This window comes from Halomonas sp. NCCP-2165 (genome assembly GCF_023708045.1).
Taxonomy (GTDB): domain Bacteria; phylum Pseudomonadota; class Gammaproteobacteria; order Pseudomonadales; family Halomonadaceae; genus Bisbaumannia; species Bisbaumannia pacifica.
Window position 1 is genome coordinate 1 of sequence record NZ_BRCY01000027.1, and the last position, 16,299, is coordinate 16,299.

Annotated in this window: 20 protein-coding genes; 7 read left to right on the forward strand and 13 right to left on the reverse strand. The window is 67.7% G+C overall.

The features are described 5' to 3' along the window. Window positions 1-780 (forward strand): PD-(D/E)XK nuclease family protein (locus NFU04_RS13050; RefSeq protein ID WP_251309901.1); only part of this gene is annotated, 780 nt, incomplete at its 5' end. Continuing rightward, window positions 777-3,059 (forward strand): exodeoxyribonuclease V subunit alpha, encoded by a 2,283-nt coding sequence (gene recD / locus NFU04_RS13055; protein WP_251309902.1) that lies wholly within the window; start codon window positions 777-779, stop codon window positions 3,057-3,059. The genes NFU04_RS13050 and recD, both read left to right, overlap by 4 nt. 145 nt (window positions 3,060-3,204) lie before the next feature. On the opposite strand, the gene NFU04_RS13060 is transcribed toward recD, so the two are convergent. After that, window positions 3,205-4,263, reverse strand: coding sequence for a ParA family protein (locus NFU04_RS13060; protein WP_251309903.1), 1,059 nt, complete (start codon window positions 4,261-4,263; stop codon window positions 3,205-3,207). A gap of 139 nt (window positions 4,264-4,402) precedes the next feature. Then, the gene (locus NFU04_RS13065; protein ID WP_251309904.1) at window positions 4,403-4,735 is read right to left on the reverse strand and encodes a DUF427 domain-containing protein; all 333 of its coding nucleotides are present in this window, start codon (window positions 4,733-4,735) and stop codon (window positions 4,403-4,405) included. Window positions 4,736-5,042: 307 nt separating this feature from the next. Here NFU04_RS13065 and NFU04_RS13070 point away from each other — a divergent pair, with 307 nt between their 5' ends. Beyond that, complete coding sequence (locus NFU04_RS13070; RefSeq protein ID WP_251309905.1) at window positions 5,043-5,255, forward strand: hypothetical protein; 213 nt, start codon at window positions 5,043-5,045, stop codon at window positions 5,253-5,255. 57 nt (window positions 5,256-5,312) lie between these two features. Here NFU04_RS13070 and NFU04_RS13075 read toward each other — a convergent pair whose 3' ends face one another. Then, window positions 5,313-6,593 (reverse strand): MFS transporter, encoded by a 1,281-nt coding sequence (locus NFU04_RS13075; RefSeq protein WP_251309906.1) that lies wholly within the window; start codon window positions 6,591-6,593, stop codon window positions 5,313-5,315. A gap of 318 nt (window positions 6,594-6,911) precedes the next feature. On the opposite strand from NFU04_RS13075, the gene NFU04_RS13080 reads away from it, so the two are divergent. Genes NFU04_RS13080 through NFU04_RS13090 form a run of 3 tightly spaced genes read left to right on the forward strand, consistent with a single transcriptional unit; the run spans window position 6,912 to window position 9,130 of the window. Next, window positions 6,912-7,478: a TetR/AcrR family transcriptional regulator gene (locus NFU04_RS13080; protein WP_251309907.1), complete on the forward strand. Its 567-nt coding sequence runs from the start codon at window positions 6,912-6,914 to the stop codon at window positions 7,476-7,478. Beyond that, window positions 7,475-8,674, forward strand: coding sequence for an MFS transporter (locus NFU04_RS13085; protein ID WP_251309908.1), 1,200 nt, complete (start codon window positions 7,475-7,477; stop codon window positions 8,672-8,674). Before NFU04_RS13080 ends, NFU04_RS13085 begins: the two co-directional genes overlap by 4 nt. Before the next feature lie 60 nt (window positions 8,675-8,734). Beyond that, window positions 8,735-9,130 (forward strand): hypothetical protein, encoded by a 396-nt coding sequence (locus NFU04_RS13090; RefSeq protein WP_251309909.1) that lies wholly within the window; start codon window positions 8,735-8,737, stop codon window positions 9,128-9,130. A 22-nt stretch (window positions 9,131-9,152) separates the two neighbouring features. Here NFU04_RS13090 and NFU04_RS13095 read toward each other — a convergent pair whose 3' ends face one another. Further along, window positions 9,153-9,296 carry a hypothetical protein gene (locus NFU04_RS13095; protein WP_251309910.1) on the reverse strand — a complete coding sequence of 48 codons (144 nt, stop codon included), beginning with the start codon at window positions 9,294-9,296 and terminating at the stop codon, window positions 9,153-9,155. Beyond that, window positions 9,293-9,859 carry a nucleoside deaminase gene (locus NFU04_RS13100; protein ID WP_251309911.1) on the reverse strand — a complete coding sequence of 189 codons (567 nt, stop codon included), beginning with the start codon at window positions 9,857-9,859 and terminating at the stop codon, window positions 9,293-9,295. Before NFU04_RS13100 ends, NFU04_RS13095 begins: the two co-directional genes overlap by 4 nt. A gap of 153 nt (window positions 9,860-10,012) precedes the next feature. Between NFU04_RS13100 and NFU04_RS13105 the strand changes: the two genes are divergently transcribed. Continuing rightward, the gene (locus NFU04_RS13105; RefSeq protein ID WP_251309912.1) at window positions 10,013-10,534 is read left to right on the forward strand and encodes a YgjV family protein; all 522 of its coding nucleotides are present in this window, start codon (window positions 10,013-10,015) and stop codon (window positions 10,532-10,534) included. Between the two features lie 40 nt (window positions 10,535-10,574). Here the strand turns inward: NFU04_RS13105 and nfsA are convergent, their stop codons facing one another. The 8 genes from nfsA to NFU04_RS13145 form a co-directional block, all read right to left on the reverse strand. Continuing rightward, a complete protein-coding gene (gene nfsA, locus NFU04_RS13110) occupies window positions 10,575-11,306 on the reverse strand; it encodes an oxygen-insensitive NADPH nitroreductase (RefSeq protein WP_251309913.1) in 732 nt (243 codons plus the stop codon). Window positions 11,307-11,377: 71 nt separating this feature from the next. Then, window positions 11,378-11,746 carry a hypothetical protein gene (locus NFU04_RS13115; RefSeq protein WP_251309914.1) on the reverse strand — a complete coding sequence of 123 codons (369 nt, stop codon included), beginning with the start codon at window positions 11,744-11,746 and terminating at the stop codon, window positions 11,378-11,380. Between the two features lie 166 nt (window positions 11,747-11,912). After that, window positions 11,913-13,169: a lytic murein transglycosylase gene (locus tag NFU04_RS13120; protein WP_251309915.1), complete on the reverse strand. Its 1,257-nt coding sequence runs from the start codon at window positions 13,167-13,169 to the stop codon at window positions 11,913-11,915. Between the two features lie 124 nt (window positions 13,170-13,293). Continuing rightward, window positions 13,294-13,698 carry a monovalent cation/H(+) antiporter subunit G gene (gene mnhG, locus NFU04_RS13125; RefSeq protein WP_251309916.1) on the reverse strand — a complete coding sequence of 135 codons (405 nt, stop codon included), beginning with the start codon at window positions 13,696-13,698 and terminating at the stop codon, window positions 13,294-13,296. Continuing rightward, a complete protein-coding gene (locus tag NFU04_RS13130) occupies window positions 13,691-13,960 on the reverse strand; it encodes a monovalent cation/H+ antiporter complex subunit F (protein ID WP_251309917.1) in 270 nt (89 codons plus the stop codon). Before NFU04_RS13130 ends, mnhG begins: the two co-directional genes overlap by 8 nt. Window positions 13,961-13,972: 12 nt before the next feature. Next, window positions 13,973-14,446 (reverse strand): Na+/H+ antiporter subunit E, encoded by a 474-nt coding sequence (locus NFU04_RS13135; RefSeq protein ID WP_251309918.1) that lies wholly within the window; start codon window positions 14,444-14,446, stop codon window positions 13,973-13,975. Beyond that, entirely contained in the window at window positions 14,443-15,951 is a 1,509-nt protein-coding gene (locus NFU04_RS13140; RefSeq protein ID WP_251309919.1) for a Na+/H+ antiporter subunit D, read from the reverse strand. Before NFU04_RS13140 ends, NFU04_RS13135 begins: the two co-directional genes overlap by 4 nt. Further along, window positions 15,948-16,295: a Na+/H+ antiporter subunit C gene (locus NFU04_RS13145; RefSeq protein ID WP_251309920.1), complete on the reverse strand. Its 348-nt coding sequence runs from the start codon at window positions 16,293-16,295 to the stop codon at window positions 15,948-15,950. Before NFU04_RS13145 ends, NFU04_RS13140 begins: the two co-directional genes overlap by 4 nt. Between the last annotated feature and the right edge of the window lie 4 nt (window positions 16,296-16,299).

Consider the following 16,299-nt stretch of genomic DNA (forward strand, 5'->3'; position numbering starts at 1 on the left):
CCCCAGGCCCATCGCCTGCACCGCTTCCCCCGCGGCCCCGGCCCCGGCACCTTCCTGCATGGCCTGCTGGAGTGGGCCGGCGAGCAGGGCTTCGGCCGCGCCGCAGGGGATGTCGCCCTGCGCGAGGACATGCTGGCACGGCGCACCCAGTTGCGTGGCTGGGGCGCCTGGCTGGCGCCGCTCAACGGCTGGCTGGGGGAACTGCTGACCACGCCGCTGCCGCTGCCCGAGGCACCGCCGCTGCGCCTCGAGGAACTGGCCAGCTACCGGGTGGAGATGGAGTTCTGGTTCGCCGCCCATCGGGTCGCCACCCCGGCCCTGGACCGCCAGGTCAGCGCTTACACCCTGGCCGGGGCCCCGCGCCCGGCGCTGGACGCCGACACCTTGAACGGCATGCTCAAGGGCTTTATCGACCTGGTGTTCGAACGCGACGGGCGCTATTACGTGCTCGACTGGAAGTCCAACCACCTGGGGCCGGACGACGACGCCTACACCCAGGCGGCCATGCGCGAGGCCATGGCCGACAAGCGCTACGACCTGCAGGCCGCCCTCTACCTGCTGGCCCTGCACCGGCTGCTCCGGTCGCGCCTGCCGGACTACGACTACGACCGCCATATCGGCGGCTCGCTGACCGTCTTCCTGCGCGGCATCGGCCCCGCCACCGCTACCCAGGGCCACGGCCTCTACGCCGAGCGCCCGCCCCGGGCCCTGATCGACGGCCTGGACGCCCTGTTTCGCGGCGAGTCGGCGCCCACTCACGCCACGGAGGCCTCCGCATGAAGTATCTGTTCGACGACCTGCCCGAGGCCCGGCACCCGGCCCTGGAGGAGACAGCGGCGCTGCTGGCGCTGCTGGCACGCTGGGTGGAGCGCGGCTGGCTACGCGCCCTGGACCGGGCCCTGGCGGCCTTCCTTCACCGCGAGGTGCCCGAGGCCCCGGCGCCGCTGCTGCTGGCCGCGGCACTCGCCAGCCACCAGTTGGGCCGCGGCCATGTCTGCCTCGACCTGGCCGCCACCCTGGAGGCCCCGGACCTGGCCCTGTCGCTGCCGCCGGAGGGCGACGACCTCAGCGACCCGCCGCCGCTGCCCAGCGAGGTGCTCGACGGCCTGACCCTCGACGACTGGGAGCGAGCCCTCTCTAACCCCGGTCTGGTCGCCCACGACGCCCCGGGCAGCACGCCCCTGGTTCACGCCCCCGGCCCCCGGGGCCCGCGCCTCTACCTGCGCCGCTACTGGCAGTACGAGCAGGAGATCCGCCAACAGATCGCCGCCCGACTCACCACCGACGACGCCACCATCTCTCCCCAGGCTGCTGGCCCTCGTAGGAGCTTGCTTCAGCAAGCGATTGGCGCCGAAAGGCGCCCCGAAGACACCACCAACACCGCAACCCTCGCCACCGCCCTGGACGCCCTCTTCCCCACCAGCGGCGACCTCGACTGGCAGAAGGCCGCCTGCGCCCTGGCCGCCCGCTCCCCCTTCGCGGTGATCACCGGCGGTCCCGGCACCGGCAAGACCACCACCGTGGTCAAGCTGCTCGCCCTGCTCCAGGCCATGGCCCTGGGCCGCCCCGAGACGGACGGCGCCCGAGCGCTGCGCATCCGCCTCGCCGCCCCCACCGGCAAGGCCGCCGCGCGCCTCAACGAATCCATCGCCGGCCAGGTCAAGAAGCTGTCGCTGGCCGAACTGGCCGGCGCCGTGGGCCAACAGGGTGTGGATATCTCGACCCTGCGCGAGGCCATCCCCACCGAGGTCACCACCCTGCACCGCCTGCTGGGCTCCCGCCCCGATACCCGCCACTTCCGCCACCACGCCGGCAACCCCCTGGCCCTGGATGTGCTGGTGATCGACGAAGCCTCCATGGTGGATATCGAGATGATGGCCGCGGTGTTGACCGCCCTGCCCGCCCGGGCCCGTCTGGTGCTGCTCGGCGACAAGGACCAGCTCGCCTCCGTGGAGGCCGGCGCCGTGCTGGGCGACCTCTGCCAGCGCGCCGAGGGTGGCCACTACACGACCGAGACCGCCGACTGGCTGGAGGCCGCCACCGGCACCCCGCTGCCCGAACGATATCGAGACGCCCAGGGCCAGCCCCTGGACCAGGCCATCGCCATGCTGCGGGTCAGCCACCGCTTCGACGCCAAAAGCGGCATCGGCCGGCTCGCCGAGGCGGTCAATCGCCCGCTGCCCGACAAGCGCCAGGCCAAGGAGAAGCGCCGCGCCGTGCGCGAGGTGTTCGGTGAAGAAGGAAAGGCCGCCTATCGGGACCTGGCCCGACTACATCTCGGCGACCCCGAGGACGCGGGCCTCGACCGGCTGGTGGTGGAGGGCAATCCGGCCGGTTTCCCCAACCGCGGCCAGGGCCGCCACGACCGGCGCGGCGAGCCCGTCACCCCGCCGCTGGGCTACCGTCACTACCTGGAGGTACTGCGCGACCGGCGCCCGACCGACACCGCCTTCGGCGACGACGAAACGCGCCAACCCTTCGACGCCTGGGCCCGCGCCGTGCTCGAGGCCCATGGCCAGTTCCAGCTGCTCTGCGCCCTGCGCAAGGGCCCCTGGGGTATCGAGGGCCTGAACCCGCGCATCGGCCGCGCCCTGCGCCGCGCCGGCTGGCTCCATGCCAGCGATATGGAACTCGATCGGGGCTGGTTCGAAGGTCGCCCGGTGCTGGTCACCCGCAACGACTACGGCCTGGGGCTGATGAACGGCGATATCGGCATCACCCTGGCGCTGCCCGACGCCCGGGCGCCGAGCAAAAAGCTGCTGCGGGTCGCCTTCCCCTCCAGCGACGGCAGCGGCAAGATCAAGTGGGTGCTGCCCAGCCGCCTCCAGGCGGTGGAAACCGTCTTCGCCATGACGGTACACAAGTCCCAGGGCTCGGAATTCACCCACACCGCCCTGCTGCTCCCCGACGCCCCCAACCCCATTCTCACCCGGGAGCTGGTCTACACCGGCATCACCCGCGCCCGCGACTGGCTAACGCTGGTGGAAACCGGCCGGGGCATGCTGGATGAAGCCGTGACCAGGGAAGTGATGCGGGTCAGTGGGTTGGGGAGGTTGTAGATATCGAGCACCCGCCACCACCTAGAATGGCAATGGCGAGTGTCAGCCAGGAGCGGCTGTTAGGGGAATACTAGCGCCCGGCTCACGCGCCGACTTGGAGCTGAAAAGCAGCGAAAAACCGGACGCTATGCAGCCGATTGTTAGCTTAAAAATTATCTATGATGTGCTGCGCCAACTTATCGTACTCATCTGCCATTTCATCCATTAGTGAAATCTGATTATGCGCCCACTGCCCTCTACCTCGAAGTGCATTTGTTGGCCGAAACTCCGACAGATAGCGGATTGGCACATTCTGAATAATACTGTCAGGGGCCATGACATTGAGGTCTTCAATCCCGGCAACGGGCTCAATGTCAACAAATCCTGGAACAGCGTCATACGCAGTAATATTTCTTAGCTGAGGTATCATCTCATCTCTAATTGAACGGCTAATTGAACGATGGTGCTCAGCATCAGCTCCAACCTCTCGCTTAACCCCGTCTCGCCTTCTAGTGTCGAAGCCATTAAAAATCCAACCACCAAATTTTGGCACGCCCTTTTGGCTAATAGTGGTATCGCGAGGATTACCCTCTAGATATCTTTCTTTACCCTGCTCCCAATCACGAATAAATGAAGGCAACATCTCACCAATAAGCCCCACACAATATGCCGAAAAAAGATCCGGGGTACACGGCACTAAAAAATAATCGGAACAGTAGAGAGACGACCGAACCAATGTATTAAATGATGGCGGAAGATCGATTAGGACATAATCATATTCTACATTATTATTCTTCGCCGCCTCTTGGGCAATCAGTGACGGAAGTATGAAACGATATAAACCAGAACCGCTTATGACATCTGTACCAACATTCAATATATCTGAAAATGTGTTTAACCAAAAATCACCGGGAGCAAGATGAAGCAAGCCATTTCGAGGTTCTGTCTTAGGTAAGAATGTATAAACTTCTCCCATCCGATTCTGCTGAATATATGGCAAAGCGAACGCTTTTATTGTCTCTCCAAAGGGATGGGCATCAGTTGATTCTAAGAGCCCAGAAAACTCCTGATCCCCCAAACAAGCGATTGACAGATTGCACTGAGGATCAAAGTCTATCAACAGTACATTATGATTTCTATCTGCGAGAGCTACAGCTAGATTCCAGATTATAGAGGTTTTCCCTACTCCACCTTTGTTGTTAAATACAGATACTGTTGTTGTCATTCACCTACTCCTTTCTAAGTGTATGTAACCGAAGCCAACTGGTCAGCATTTATTCGCCGTGTGGAGCATGGCAATTAAATGCTGACTAGTCATCGCGCCTGCTGCCTTTCCCAGCACGCCCACTTCGGGTCGGTAAGCATCATTCGCTCACTCCCGCGTAAAATGCCAGCCGCCCGGCAAGCGCCTCCATCTCCTCCACCGGCTGCTGATAACTCCAGGCCACATCCTGGTGCGCGCCAAAGGAGTAGTAGCTGGCGTCGCCCTTAAAGGGGCAGTGGGTCACGGTCTCGGAGGGGGTCAGCAGTTCCATCCGCACATCGTCGCGGGGCAGGTACTGGCGCGGCGGGTAGCCGCGTTCGCGGAGTTCGATGGCGCGGGTGGTATCGGCGATCAGGGTGCCGTCGATCACCACGCGCACCCGGCGGGAGTGCGGGTGCAGGGTGATACGGGGTTCGGTGGAATCCGTTGCCATGATGCTGTCCCTTGCGTTATGGCGGCGTCGTTATGGTATCCATCCCAGACTAGCACCGAAGGATGCTGAGTCCCAGGCAGGGAAATAACGCACAGATGTAATCAAATGTTACTGATTGTTTCCACCCTGTCCTACACTGGAGAAACCGGGTCTCGCCCCCGAGGGTCGGGGCGAGACGTGGCATCACGGTTTCGCCTGCCCGGGACAGCACTGAAAGGATCGTCGCCCCGGTAGTGACCAAGTCATAGGCAACCGAAAGCGCCCTGAGCCGACGCCCGACTCGAGCGACTGGAGGAGGGAAGCCATCATGAGCATCGCCATCGTCACCCCGCTCGCCGCCGACTGGCAGCAGGTCCATGCCGACTGCTGGCAGGACGATCGCGGCAACCGCATCCATCGTGTCGAGATCGACGACGAGGCGCTCTACCACTGCCACTTCGCCGGCTCGCCGCTGCCGTGGAACGCCGTGACCACCAGCCTGGACGAGGCCATGGCCGTCTTCGACGGGCATGCCGACTGACCACCGGGCAAGGCGCCGCGAGGGAGGCCAGGCCGCGGGTGGCCGGCTACCCGCCCCTTATGACGTGGCGCTGGGCGCCTCGTCTTCGAGGGGGTCCTCCAGCGGCTCGCCCTCCTCGTTCTGGAGCTGGTGGTCATAGGCCGCCTGGAGGCCACTCTCCTCCTCGGCCTCTTCCTCGTCCGCCTGGGCGATGGCCCCCGGATAGAAGGGCGAGAGCACGGCCACCAGGATGCCGAGCGCGGCGAAGATGGCGAAGGCATCGGCATAGCCGACGCCCTCCACCAGCCCACCGACCAAGGGCGACCCGGTCGCCTGTCCCAGCGATACCGCCATAAAGGGCAACACCGGCCCCACCGATAGCCGGCCGGGCAGGAGGCGAATGCCGGTCATCAGGTAGAGCCCCGTCAGGCTCATGTAGGCCAGGCCGAAGACCAGCGCGGAGAAGGCCGTCAGCAGCGGTTGGTCGGGGCTCGCCGCGAGCAGGGCCAGGCTGGCGGAGAGCATCATCAACATCAGCGCCTGGGTAATGGGCGGGTTGTTGCGATCGGCCAGGTCGGCGACCACGGCACCGCCCAGGCCGGCGACACCCACCGCGAGCCAGAGCCAGGCGGTGGCGCTGGCAGGCAGGCCGCCGAGGCTGACCACCAGGTCGGGGGCGAAGATCCAGTAGGCGGAGGAGACGAGCCCCATCAGGTAGGCGAACAGCGAGAGCCGGATCAGGCGTGACCAGGGCAGTTCGCCGATCGGCGGCGGCGGCGCGGCGTTCGCCGGCACGATCCGCGAGACCGACGGCAGGAAGAGCCAGGCGGCGATCACCCCGAGGGCGGCCAGGACGGCGAAGGAGACATAGGCGAGGCGCCAGGCGCCGACCATAAAGAGCACCGTGGGCACCGCCACCATCACGCCGATGCTGGTCCCGGCATTCATCACCGAGCTGACCCGCCCATGCAGCGAGCGCTTGACGATCGCCTGCATGGCCGCCGTCAGCGCGGGCATCATCAGGCCGGTGCAGATCCCGCAGGCGAACACCCCCGCCCCCAGCATCAGCGGGCCGCTGGCCTGGCCGATCAGCGACAGCCCGGCGACGCCGAAGGCGCCGGAAAGCACCGCCGCGTAGCGGGCCCCCAGGATATCGGTGATCAGCGGCGCCACCAGCGTGGCCAGCAGGAAGCTGATCAAGGGCAGCGCCCCGATGATGCCGATCACCGAGGAGGTGAGGCCCAGCTCATCGCGGATCGGCGGCACGAAGAGCCCGAAGGCGAAGCGGGCCAGCCCGTAACTGATCGCGATCAGCGCGGCCCCGAAAATCGCGAATCCTGTGCTCGACAGCCTCATCATGCTCCCCCTCGATCCCGCTACGACGCTGATGGTCGGTCTCGCCGCCGGGCCCCCGGCCCGATGGAGCGCCCCGCCACCCGGCGGTGATCGCGCAAGGCCCGGGCCCGTCCACTCCAAGATACCATCGATCAGCGCGATACCTCGTCGACGCCCCCATCCCGGCCTCAACGCCCGGGGGCGAAGTGTCGGCTTATTGCCGAGAACGACGCCGATCCCTACCCGAAACGACCGCCGCGAAACATCGATTGACGGCGTCGGGGCCGCCGTCATTTTATGGCGCGAAGCTAGATAGATCGGTCTATACAGGAGCGACCGCCGATGCCTGCCTCGAAACGCGACCAGCTGCTCGCCACCGCCGAACGGCTCTTCTATGAACAGGGTTTCCATGCCACCGGCATCGACCGCATCGTGGCGGCGGCCGGGGTGGTGCGCATGACGCTCTACAACCACTTCGCCTCCAAGGAGGCGCTGGTAGCGGCGGTGCTGACGGCCCGGCACGAGCGCTTTATCGCCAGCTTGGAGGCGGCCATGGCCGCGGCGGCGCCGGGCCAGGAGACCCTGGCGCTGATCGAGGCCCATGGCGACTGGCTGCGACGCCATAGCCAGCACGGCTGCATCATGGCCAAGGCGATGGGCGAGTTCGCCGAGCACAATGCCGAGCTCCACGCCCTGGCCGTGGCCGCCAAGGCCGACCTGCTGGCTCGCCTGGAGGCCGCGGTGGCCCGCGACGGGCTGGACCGCTCCCCCGGCCTGGCGCGGCGCCTCTTTATGGTGCTGGAGGGCAGCAACACGGCGGTGGCCCTGCTGGATACCGCCACGGCCCTGGCCGATACCCGGGAACTGGCCGACACCCTGATCGCCACGGCGCGGAGCGATGCCCGATGAGCCCCCTCTCTCCTCTCGGCATGGCGGCCCTTGGCAGCGGGGTCATCGCCATCACCTACGGCCTGGCGCGCTTCGTGTTCGGGCTCTTCCTGCCGGCGATGCGCGACGAGTTGACGATCACCGCCACCATGGCGGGGGTGATCGGCGCCCTGCCCTTCCTGAGTTTCGTCTTCGCGATCCTCGTCGCGCCCTGGGTAACGCGGCGCCTCGGCGTGCGCCGCACCGGGGTCGCCGCCGCCGGCCTGGCCGGCATCGGCCTGATGATGATCGCCCAGGCGCCGTCCTCGCCGCTGCTGGCCGCCGGCGTGCTGATCTGCGGGATCAGCACCGGGCTGTCGTCGCCGGTCATGGCCCAGGCGGTTTACCGGGTGGTGCCGGGCGAGCTGCGCGGGCGGGTCAATGCCACCATCAACGCGGGCACCAGCCTGGGTATCGCGCTGGCCATGCCGGCGGTGCTGCTGTGGGCCGAGGCCTGGCGCAGCGCCTATACCGGCTTCGCCGCCCTGGCGGCCATCGGCGCCCTGGCGGCCCTCTGCTACCTGCCTCGGGATGAACGGCACACCTCGCTATCGCGTCCCCGCCTGCTGGCCGCGCCGGTCGGCCGGGCCCAGTGGCTGGGCATCGCCCGGCTGAGCGGCCTAGCCGTCGGCGTGGGCATCGTCAGCGCGGCCTACTGGGTGTTCGCCCCGGATACGGTGATCCATGCCGGCGGTCTGCTGCCGAGCCAGACCGCCTGGATGTGGCTGGCGGTGGGCCTGGGCGGGCTCTCCGGGGCCAGCGCCGGCGACCTGATCACCCGCTGCGGCCCGGCCGCGAGCCATGCCATCGCCCTCGGCGTGATGTCCGCCGGACTGGCACTGCTGGTGATCGATCCCGGCCACTTCGGCTACGCCCTGGCCTCCGCGGCGCTGTTCGGCGCCGGCTACATGACCCTCAGCGGCTTCTACCTGGTGAGGAGCACCCAGATCATGCCCGAGGCCCCGGCCTTCGCCCCGGTGCTGCCGCTGCTGGCCACCTCGGTGGGCCAGGTCGCCGGCTCACCGCTGGCCGGCTGGCTGGTCGGCGCCGAAGGCCATGTCACTACCTTTATTCTCTTCGCCCTCCTGGGACTGGTCATCGCCGCCCTGGGGATATGGTTGCTTCGGGAGGTCGGCAACCGCCCCAGTGCGCCGATGGGCATGCAGCCGCAAGCCTAAATGGTGCCACCGGCACGCTCCCCGGGCCGCGGGATCGTGCCTGTGCCGGCGGCGCATGGCATGCCCGCCGAGCTGGGCAGCATGGGCATCCACTATTTGCGCCCCGACCTGCTCGGCCTCACGGTCACCACGCCGCGGGTCGATGGCACCGGCACCCATACCGACTTCATGAACCCCGGCATATTGCTCTACGAGCCCCAGGAAGACGGCTCCCTGGCGCTGGTCGGGGTCGAGAACCTGGTCTTCCAGGCGGCCTGGGAAGCCGCGGGCAACGAGGGTCCGCCGATCCTGGCCGGGCGCGCCTGGGACTATATGGTCGACGATCCGGCCACCCCCGAGGAGGAGGCCCACCACTTCGAGGCTCACTTCGATCAGCATCTGTGGTTTCGCGACAACCCCAACGGCAACCTCGAGCCCTTCAACCCGAGGGTGACCTGCGAACACCACCGGCGCTGAGCCCCGTGACCGGGGTCGACACTCAGGCCAGCACCTCGGCGAAGGAGCGCCCGCCGTCGAGCAGCACGAACTCGCGGTCGACCAATCCCCGTACCTGAACCAGATGCAGCAGGGCGTGGGCCACCTTGGTCCGGGAGCCGTCGGCGCCGATCACCAGGGTCGTCACAGGGCACTCCTGCCTTTCCAGTCTTCGAGGTCCAGCCGTGGCTGCTCGGCGCGGAAGCGGGCATAGCCCTCGACGCCGCGGGCGTCCTCGAGGATATCGACGCGCAGGCCCTTGCTGCGCAGCAGGCCCTCGTTGCCCGAGGCGTTGGTGACGTCGCCCACCACCACCCGGGCGAAGCCGCGCATATAGAGCAGGGTCGCGCAGATATCGCAGGGGCTCAGGGAGGTGAAGAGCGTGGTCTGGCCGAAGTCGAGGCGCCCGGCATCGCGGATGGCGGCGGTCTCGCCGTGGTTGTAGGGGTGGTCCTCCTGGACCAGGGTGTTGTGCCCCTTGCCGACGATGCGCCGGGTGGCATTGTCGATGATCACCGCGCCGATCGGGCAACCGCCCTCGGCGCGGCTCTTCTCGGCCAGCAGCACGGCGATGCGCATCAGCTCGGCATCGCTCAGGCGCCGAGCGAAGTCATCATCCATCAGCTTCGGCAGGCTGGCGGTGGGCATATGGGCGATGGCGGCCAGGGCGGCCTCGGTCACCGGCGTGCCGGCATTGAGTAGCGGTTCCATTTCGTCTCCGTTCGATGCGGGGGAGCGGGGCAAGCCCCCCCCATCTTAGCGGCAACGCCACCAAAAACGACCAGGCACCGAGAGGCTTGGCAAGGCCGGGAGAAACCGCCAGGCTAGGGCGGTCGATGGAAATGTTGCGGGGGAGCGGCACGCATGGAAGAGCTGAGCCTGAGGTGGCTGGCGGGACAGGGGGTCAGCCTGGTGGCCCTGGCGCTGTGCGTGATCGCCTTCGCCAGCAAACGCGACGACAAGCTGTTCGTGCTGCTGCTGTTCGCCAACGTGGCCTTCGCCACCCAGTTCGCCCTGCTCGAGAGCTGGGTGGCCGCCGGGATCTCGGCGCTGATCGTGGTACGCATCGCCCTGGTGCGCCGCTTTCCGCGTCACCGGGCCCTGATGGTGGGAATGCTGCTCGCCACCCTGGCGGTGGCGGTGCTGACCTGGAGCGGGCCCCGGGACCTGCCGGCCCTGGCGGCGGGCCTGCTGGGCACCTGGGGCATGTTTATGCTGCGCGGCATCGCCATGCGGGTGACCCTGGCGGTGGCGGCCTTCTGCTGGGTGCTCAGCAACCTGCTGGCGGGCTCCATCGGCGGCACCCTGGCCGAATCGCTGATCTTCGTCACCAATGTCGTCACCATCCTGCGCCTGAGACGCGACGGCCGGCCGGTCCTGCCCTGACGCCCGGCCCACCGCCAGCATGACGGCGAGCCCCGGCGACTTACTTCATCTCGAAGCCGCGCTCGACCAGGAAGTCGCGCATATGAGCGCGCAGCTTGCTGTCGAACAGCGGGGTGAGGTTCTGCGACCAGTTGGCGTCCTTGTTGCCGCCCTTGCGCGCCTGGTAGTAGGCGCGCATGGTCGCGTCGAAGGCCTCCACCTGTTCGCGGTCATCGCAGTAGTAGTCTTCCTTGAGCACCGCCTCCACCGGCAGGCGCGGCTTGATGTCCGGGTCCTGGGCCGGGTAACCCAGGCACATGCCGAACACCGGGTAGACATGCTTGGGCAGGCGCAGCAGGTCGCTGACGGCGGCGGGGTTGTTGCGGATACCGCCGATATAGCAGAGGCCGAGCCCGGCGGATTCCGCGGCGATGGCCACGTTCTGGGCCATCAGCGCCACGTCGACGCTGGCCACCAGCAGCTGCTCGGTCATGCCGCGCACGACATTGGCGCCGGTGCGCTCGGCGGCCTCGGTGGGGCGCTTCATATCGGCGCAGAACACCAGGAAGTCGGAGGCCCCGGCCACGTATCCCTGGCCACCGGCCAGCTCGGCGAGCGTCTCGCGGTTCTCGGGCTTGGTCACATGGATAACGCTATAGGCCTGCACATGGCTGGAAGTGGCGGCGCCCTGGCCGGCGCGAATCAGCTCCACCAGCAGCTCATGGGGAATCTTCTGCTCGGTGAACTTGCGGATCGAGCGGTGGGACTTCAGCAGTTCGATGGTGGGGTTCATGGTGCCTCGTGAGTCGTTCGCCTGGCGTGGGGTGACGCCAGGCCGGTCGACGGCCGCGTCACCCGAGGGATTTAGTTACCTTGCTTATTATTTCGCAAAGATCGCCGCTCGGCCAGTGCCCGGGCTAGCGCTTCCCGATAAGCCTCGGCGTGGCGGGCCGGGTCGGCCGGGAAACGCCCCAGCGCCACGGCCAGGTCGAAGAACCCCTGGGCCGGCAGGGCACCGCGGCGACTGACCACCAGGGCGGCGATCAACGGCCGGCCGGCGGCCACGTCCTCGCGCATCAACGCCTCCAGGGCCAGGGCGACCCGCTGGATGGTGCGCGGCGGCACCAGCCCCAGGGCCTCCGCCGCCTGCTGGTAGGTGAGCGGCAGTTGCGCGTCGGGCAGCGAGCACAGGAGCCGACGCAGGGCGGCGGGATCGAGGGTCGAGGCGGGCATGGCGTTCTCGCAGGGCGGAAATTCAGCGTCCAGGGTACCAGGCCGCCAGGCATTCGCCGATGCAACCGCCGCAGAGGGAGTCGCGAAAGCGTTGTTGGCTCGGGCACTCGAAGCCCAGGCATCCCCCACGCGAATCCAGGCCTTCCTCGGCGCCCTGGAGCGTCGCCTAGGGCGAGACTAGCGCCTCCAGCAGCCGCCGGGTGGCGAAACCGTCCGCCGCCTCGCCGATGCTGCGCTGGAAGGCGCGCAGGCCACGCCGAGTATTGGGGCCGAGGATGCCATCCGGGGTCCCGGTATCGAAGCCGCGCGCATTGAGGCGCTCCTGGAGCTCGCGCACCTGTCCCCGGGTCAGCGGCTGTTCGCCCCGCGGCCAGGCGCTCACCACGCCGTCGCGACCGGCGATCCGCTCGGCCAGGGTGCCCACCGCCAGGGCGTAGCTGGTGGCATTGTTGTAGCGCAGGATGGCTCGATAATTGGGGCCCACCAGGAAGGCCGGGCCATTGGCCCCGGCGGGCACCAGCACCGAGGCCGCGGCGAAGTCGGGCAGCGCCTCGCCATTGACCCCACGCACGCCCAGGGCGGCCCACGCATCGGTGCTACGCCGGGTGGCGAGCTCCGCCTGGGCGTAGTCGAAATCCGCCGGCAGCCTGACCTCAAGGCCCCAGGTCTCGCCGCGGCGCCAGCCCGCCTCGGCCAGGTAATGGGCGGTGGAGGCCAGCACATCGGGGATGCTGCCCCAGATGTCGCGGCGCCCGTCGCCGTCGCCATCCACCGCATAGGCCACGAAGCTGGAGGGGATGAACTGGGTGTGGCCCATGGCGCCCGCCCAGGAGCCGATCATCGCCTCCGCGGAGATATCCCCCGCCTCGATGATGCGCAGGGCCGCCAGCAGCTCGCCCCGGGCGAAGTCCCGGCGGCGTCCGTCATAGGCCAGGGTGGCCAGGGCCTCCAGGGTGGAGAAGCTGCCGAAATTGCCGCCATAGTTGCTCTCGATGCCCCAGATCGCCACCAGGATCTCGGCGGGTACCCCGAAGCGCCGCGCCACGGCCTCGGCGGTCTGGCGATGATCGGCCAGCTTGGTGCGCCCCTGGTTGACCCGCTGGGCGGAGACGGCGGTGTCCAGGTACTCCCAGAGGGGACGCACGAACTCCGGCTGGTAGCGATCCAGCTCGATCACCCGGGGACGATAGCGCAGGCCGTCCAGGGCCTGGGCCAGGGTCGCCTCGCCGATGCCCTCGGCACGGGCCTGGCGGCGGAACTGGAGCAGCCAGGCATCGAAGTCGGCGGGCGGCTGCGCCTCGGCGGGCGCCTCCGCGACCCGGGCCTGGGACGCGTCGGCGTCGCCGGCCCGTGCCTCGGGAGGCGTCGCCTGGCATCCGGCCAGGACGAGAAGAAGAAGGGGGAGCATCAGTGACCTGGGCATCTCGAGTTCCTGCTTTCCTTGGCAATGAGCGCAGATGATCGCCCAGAATGACCCTCGAGACCAGGCATCGGCCGGCCGCCGGGCACCGGTCGACGCCCGGGTCCTTGACCCGGATGCTGGCTACCTAGTCGGGGTCGTCCTCCCGGGGCCGACGGCGGGCATTGGCCTCGGTCTCAAGTCCGCTCTTTAACTCATGGGTCAGGGGATCGTAGTTGGGCCGCAGCTCGTCCTTGACGGTGCCGCTCCACAGCCGGGAGCCGACGAAGTAGCCGGCGCGGCCGATCACATGGGCGGCCACCGGCGCGGTCATCAGGATAAAGACGATCACCCCGAAGGCCCGGGCCACCACCGCCACCTCGGCGAAGTGCAGGGCCACCGCCACCATCACCAGGCTCACCCCCAGGGCGGCGGCCTTGGTGGTGGCATGCATGCGGGTCAGCAGGTCCGGCAGGCGCAGCACCCCCACCGCCGCCAGCAGCATGAAGACGGCGCCGCCGAGCAGCAGGGTTCCCTTGATCACCTCAATCATCGCGGGGCCCTCCGCGCTCCAGGAAACGCGCGAAGCCGATGGCGGCCAGGAAGGCCATCAGCGCCATGACGATGGTCACGTCGAGGAAGCTCGCCACGTCGGTGTGGATGCTGATGACCCCGATGATGCCGACGATCAGGGTCGAGAAGAGCTCCAGGGCCACCACCCGGTCGGGCAGGCTGGGGCCCTTGATAAGGCGCACGAAGGCCAGGCAGAGCGCCAGTCCCATCAGCGCCAGGCTGAGCTTGATTACGGCCTCCATGGCGACTCCTTATCAGCGAAACAGGGCCAGGGCACGGCGTTCCATCTCGGCGAGCCCGTCGCGCAGCGACGCCTCGTCATCGAGGAACATGGCGTGGATATACAGCACCCGGCGATCATCGGAGACATCCAGGCTGAGGGTGCCCGGGGTCAGGGAGATCAGGTTGGCGACGAAGGTGATCTCGAAGTCGGTCCTGGCGGTGAGCGGCATGGCGATCACCCCGGGGCGCATGTGCCAGGGCGGGGTGACGATATCGAAGGCGACCCGCAGGTTGGCCTTGACCAGCTCCTTGATAAAGAAGCCCACGAAGAGCAGCAAGCGCGGCACCCGCTGGGCATAGCCCGCCAGCCCCGGCACCTGGGACTGGATCAGCGCCAGGGCCAAATAGCCGAACACCAGGCCGGCGAGCAGGTTGAGGCCGGAAAAGTCGCCGGTCAGCACCACCCAGGCCAGGGTCAGCAGCAGGTTCCAGGCCGCGCCGATCATGGGCTCACCTCCGGGCCCAGCACCGCCTCGATATAGCGGCCGGGATCCATCAGCTGTGCCGCCGAGGCCTCGGCCAGGGCGTAGATGGGCGCCCCGTAGAGGCCGATGGCCAGGGTGCACAGCGCCAGGCCGACGATGGGCAGGTAGAGCAGCCACTGTTCGCGCTGGGAGGGGGCCTCCGGGGCGGGCTCGGCGTCCTCCGGGACGGCCTTCCAGAATACCTCGGACCAGATCTTGACCATCGAGTAGAGGGTCAGCAGGCCCACCAGCAGCGCCACGAAGGTGACCCCGTAGGCCTCGGCCTCGAGACCGGCGCGAATCACCACGAACTTGGCGAAGAAGCCCGACAGGGGCGGCAGCCCGGCCAGGGAGAAGGCCGGAATCAGGAACAGCACCGCAAGCCAGGGGTGGCTCTTGTAGAGGCCGCCGAGGGTCTTGAGCCGGTAGCTGCCCCTGAGGCGATGGACGAAGCCGCTGACCAGGAACAGATTCGTCTTCACGATGATGTGGTGCATGATGTAGAAGACCCCACCCACCAGGGCCAGCGGCGTGAACAGCGCCAGCCCCAGGATCATGTAGCCGATCTGGCTGACGATATGGAACGACAGGATGCGCCGGAACTCGAACTGGGCCGCCGCGCCCAGCACCCCGGTGAGCATGGTCAGGCCGGCCCCCCAGAGCAGGATCTCGTGGGTGTAGCCGGGGCTCTGATTGAAGATCAGGGTAAAGACCCGGTAGAGCGCGTAGACCCCCACCTTGGTCAGCAGGCCGGCGAACAGCGCCGAGACCGCCACCGGCGGCGTGTGGTAGGAGGCCGGCAGCCAGAAGAACAGCGGGAAGGCGGCGGCCTTGATGCCGAAGGCGACCATGAACATCATCGCCAGCACGTCCACCAGCCCGCCCTCCTCCAACTGCCCCAGGCGCTGGGCGATATCCGCCATATTGAGGGTACCCACCAGGCCATAGAGCAGCCCCACGGCGCTGAGGAAGATCACCGAGGAGAGCAGGTTCAGGGCCACGTACTTGATGGCGCCCTCCATCTGCGCCTTCTCGCTGCCCAGGATCAGCAGCGCGAAGGAGGCCACCAGCATCACCTCGAACCACACATAGAGGTTGAAGATATCGCCGGTGAGGAAGGCCCCCGCCACCCCGGCCAGCAGCAGATGCATCAGCGGGAAGTAGCCGAAGGCCTCGTGACCGCGGCCGACGGTGGCCAGCGAGAAGAGCGCCACGGCGAAGCCGATGATGCCGGTGAGCACCACCATGATGGCGCCCAGCAGGTCGGCCACCAGGCTGATGCCGAAGGGCGCCGGCCAGTTGCCCATGTGCATGACCTGGATGCCGTCGCGGCTCACCGAGGCCAGCAGCCACAGGCTGGTGATCAGCAGGGCGGCGGTGCCGGCCACCGCCACCAGGCGCTGCATGCTGCGCAGGCGCCAGAACAGCAGCGACAGGGCCCCGGAGAAGAGCGGAATCAGGATCGGCAGCGCCACCTCGGGATTCACGTATCGGTATCCTTCATCTGGTCCAGGTCATCGGCCTTGACGATCTCGTAGGCCCGGCGAATCAGCACCACGGCGAAGGAGAGCACGCCGAAGGCGATCACGATGGCGGTCAGCACCAGCGCCTGGGGCAAGGGGTCGGCCACCGGACCCAGCGGCGCCGTGGCGCCCTCGGGCACCAGCGGCGGGGCCCCGCGGCGCATGCCGGCGGAGGCGAAAATCAGCAGGTTGGCGGCGTTGGAGAGCAGCATCAGGCCGATCACCAGCTTGACGATGGAGCGCCGCAGCATCATGTAGATGGCGGTGGCATAGAGGATGCCGATCGCCAGGGCCATCAAGGGTTCCATGGCG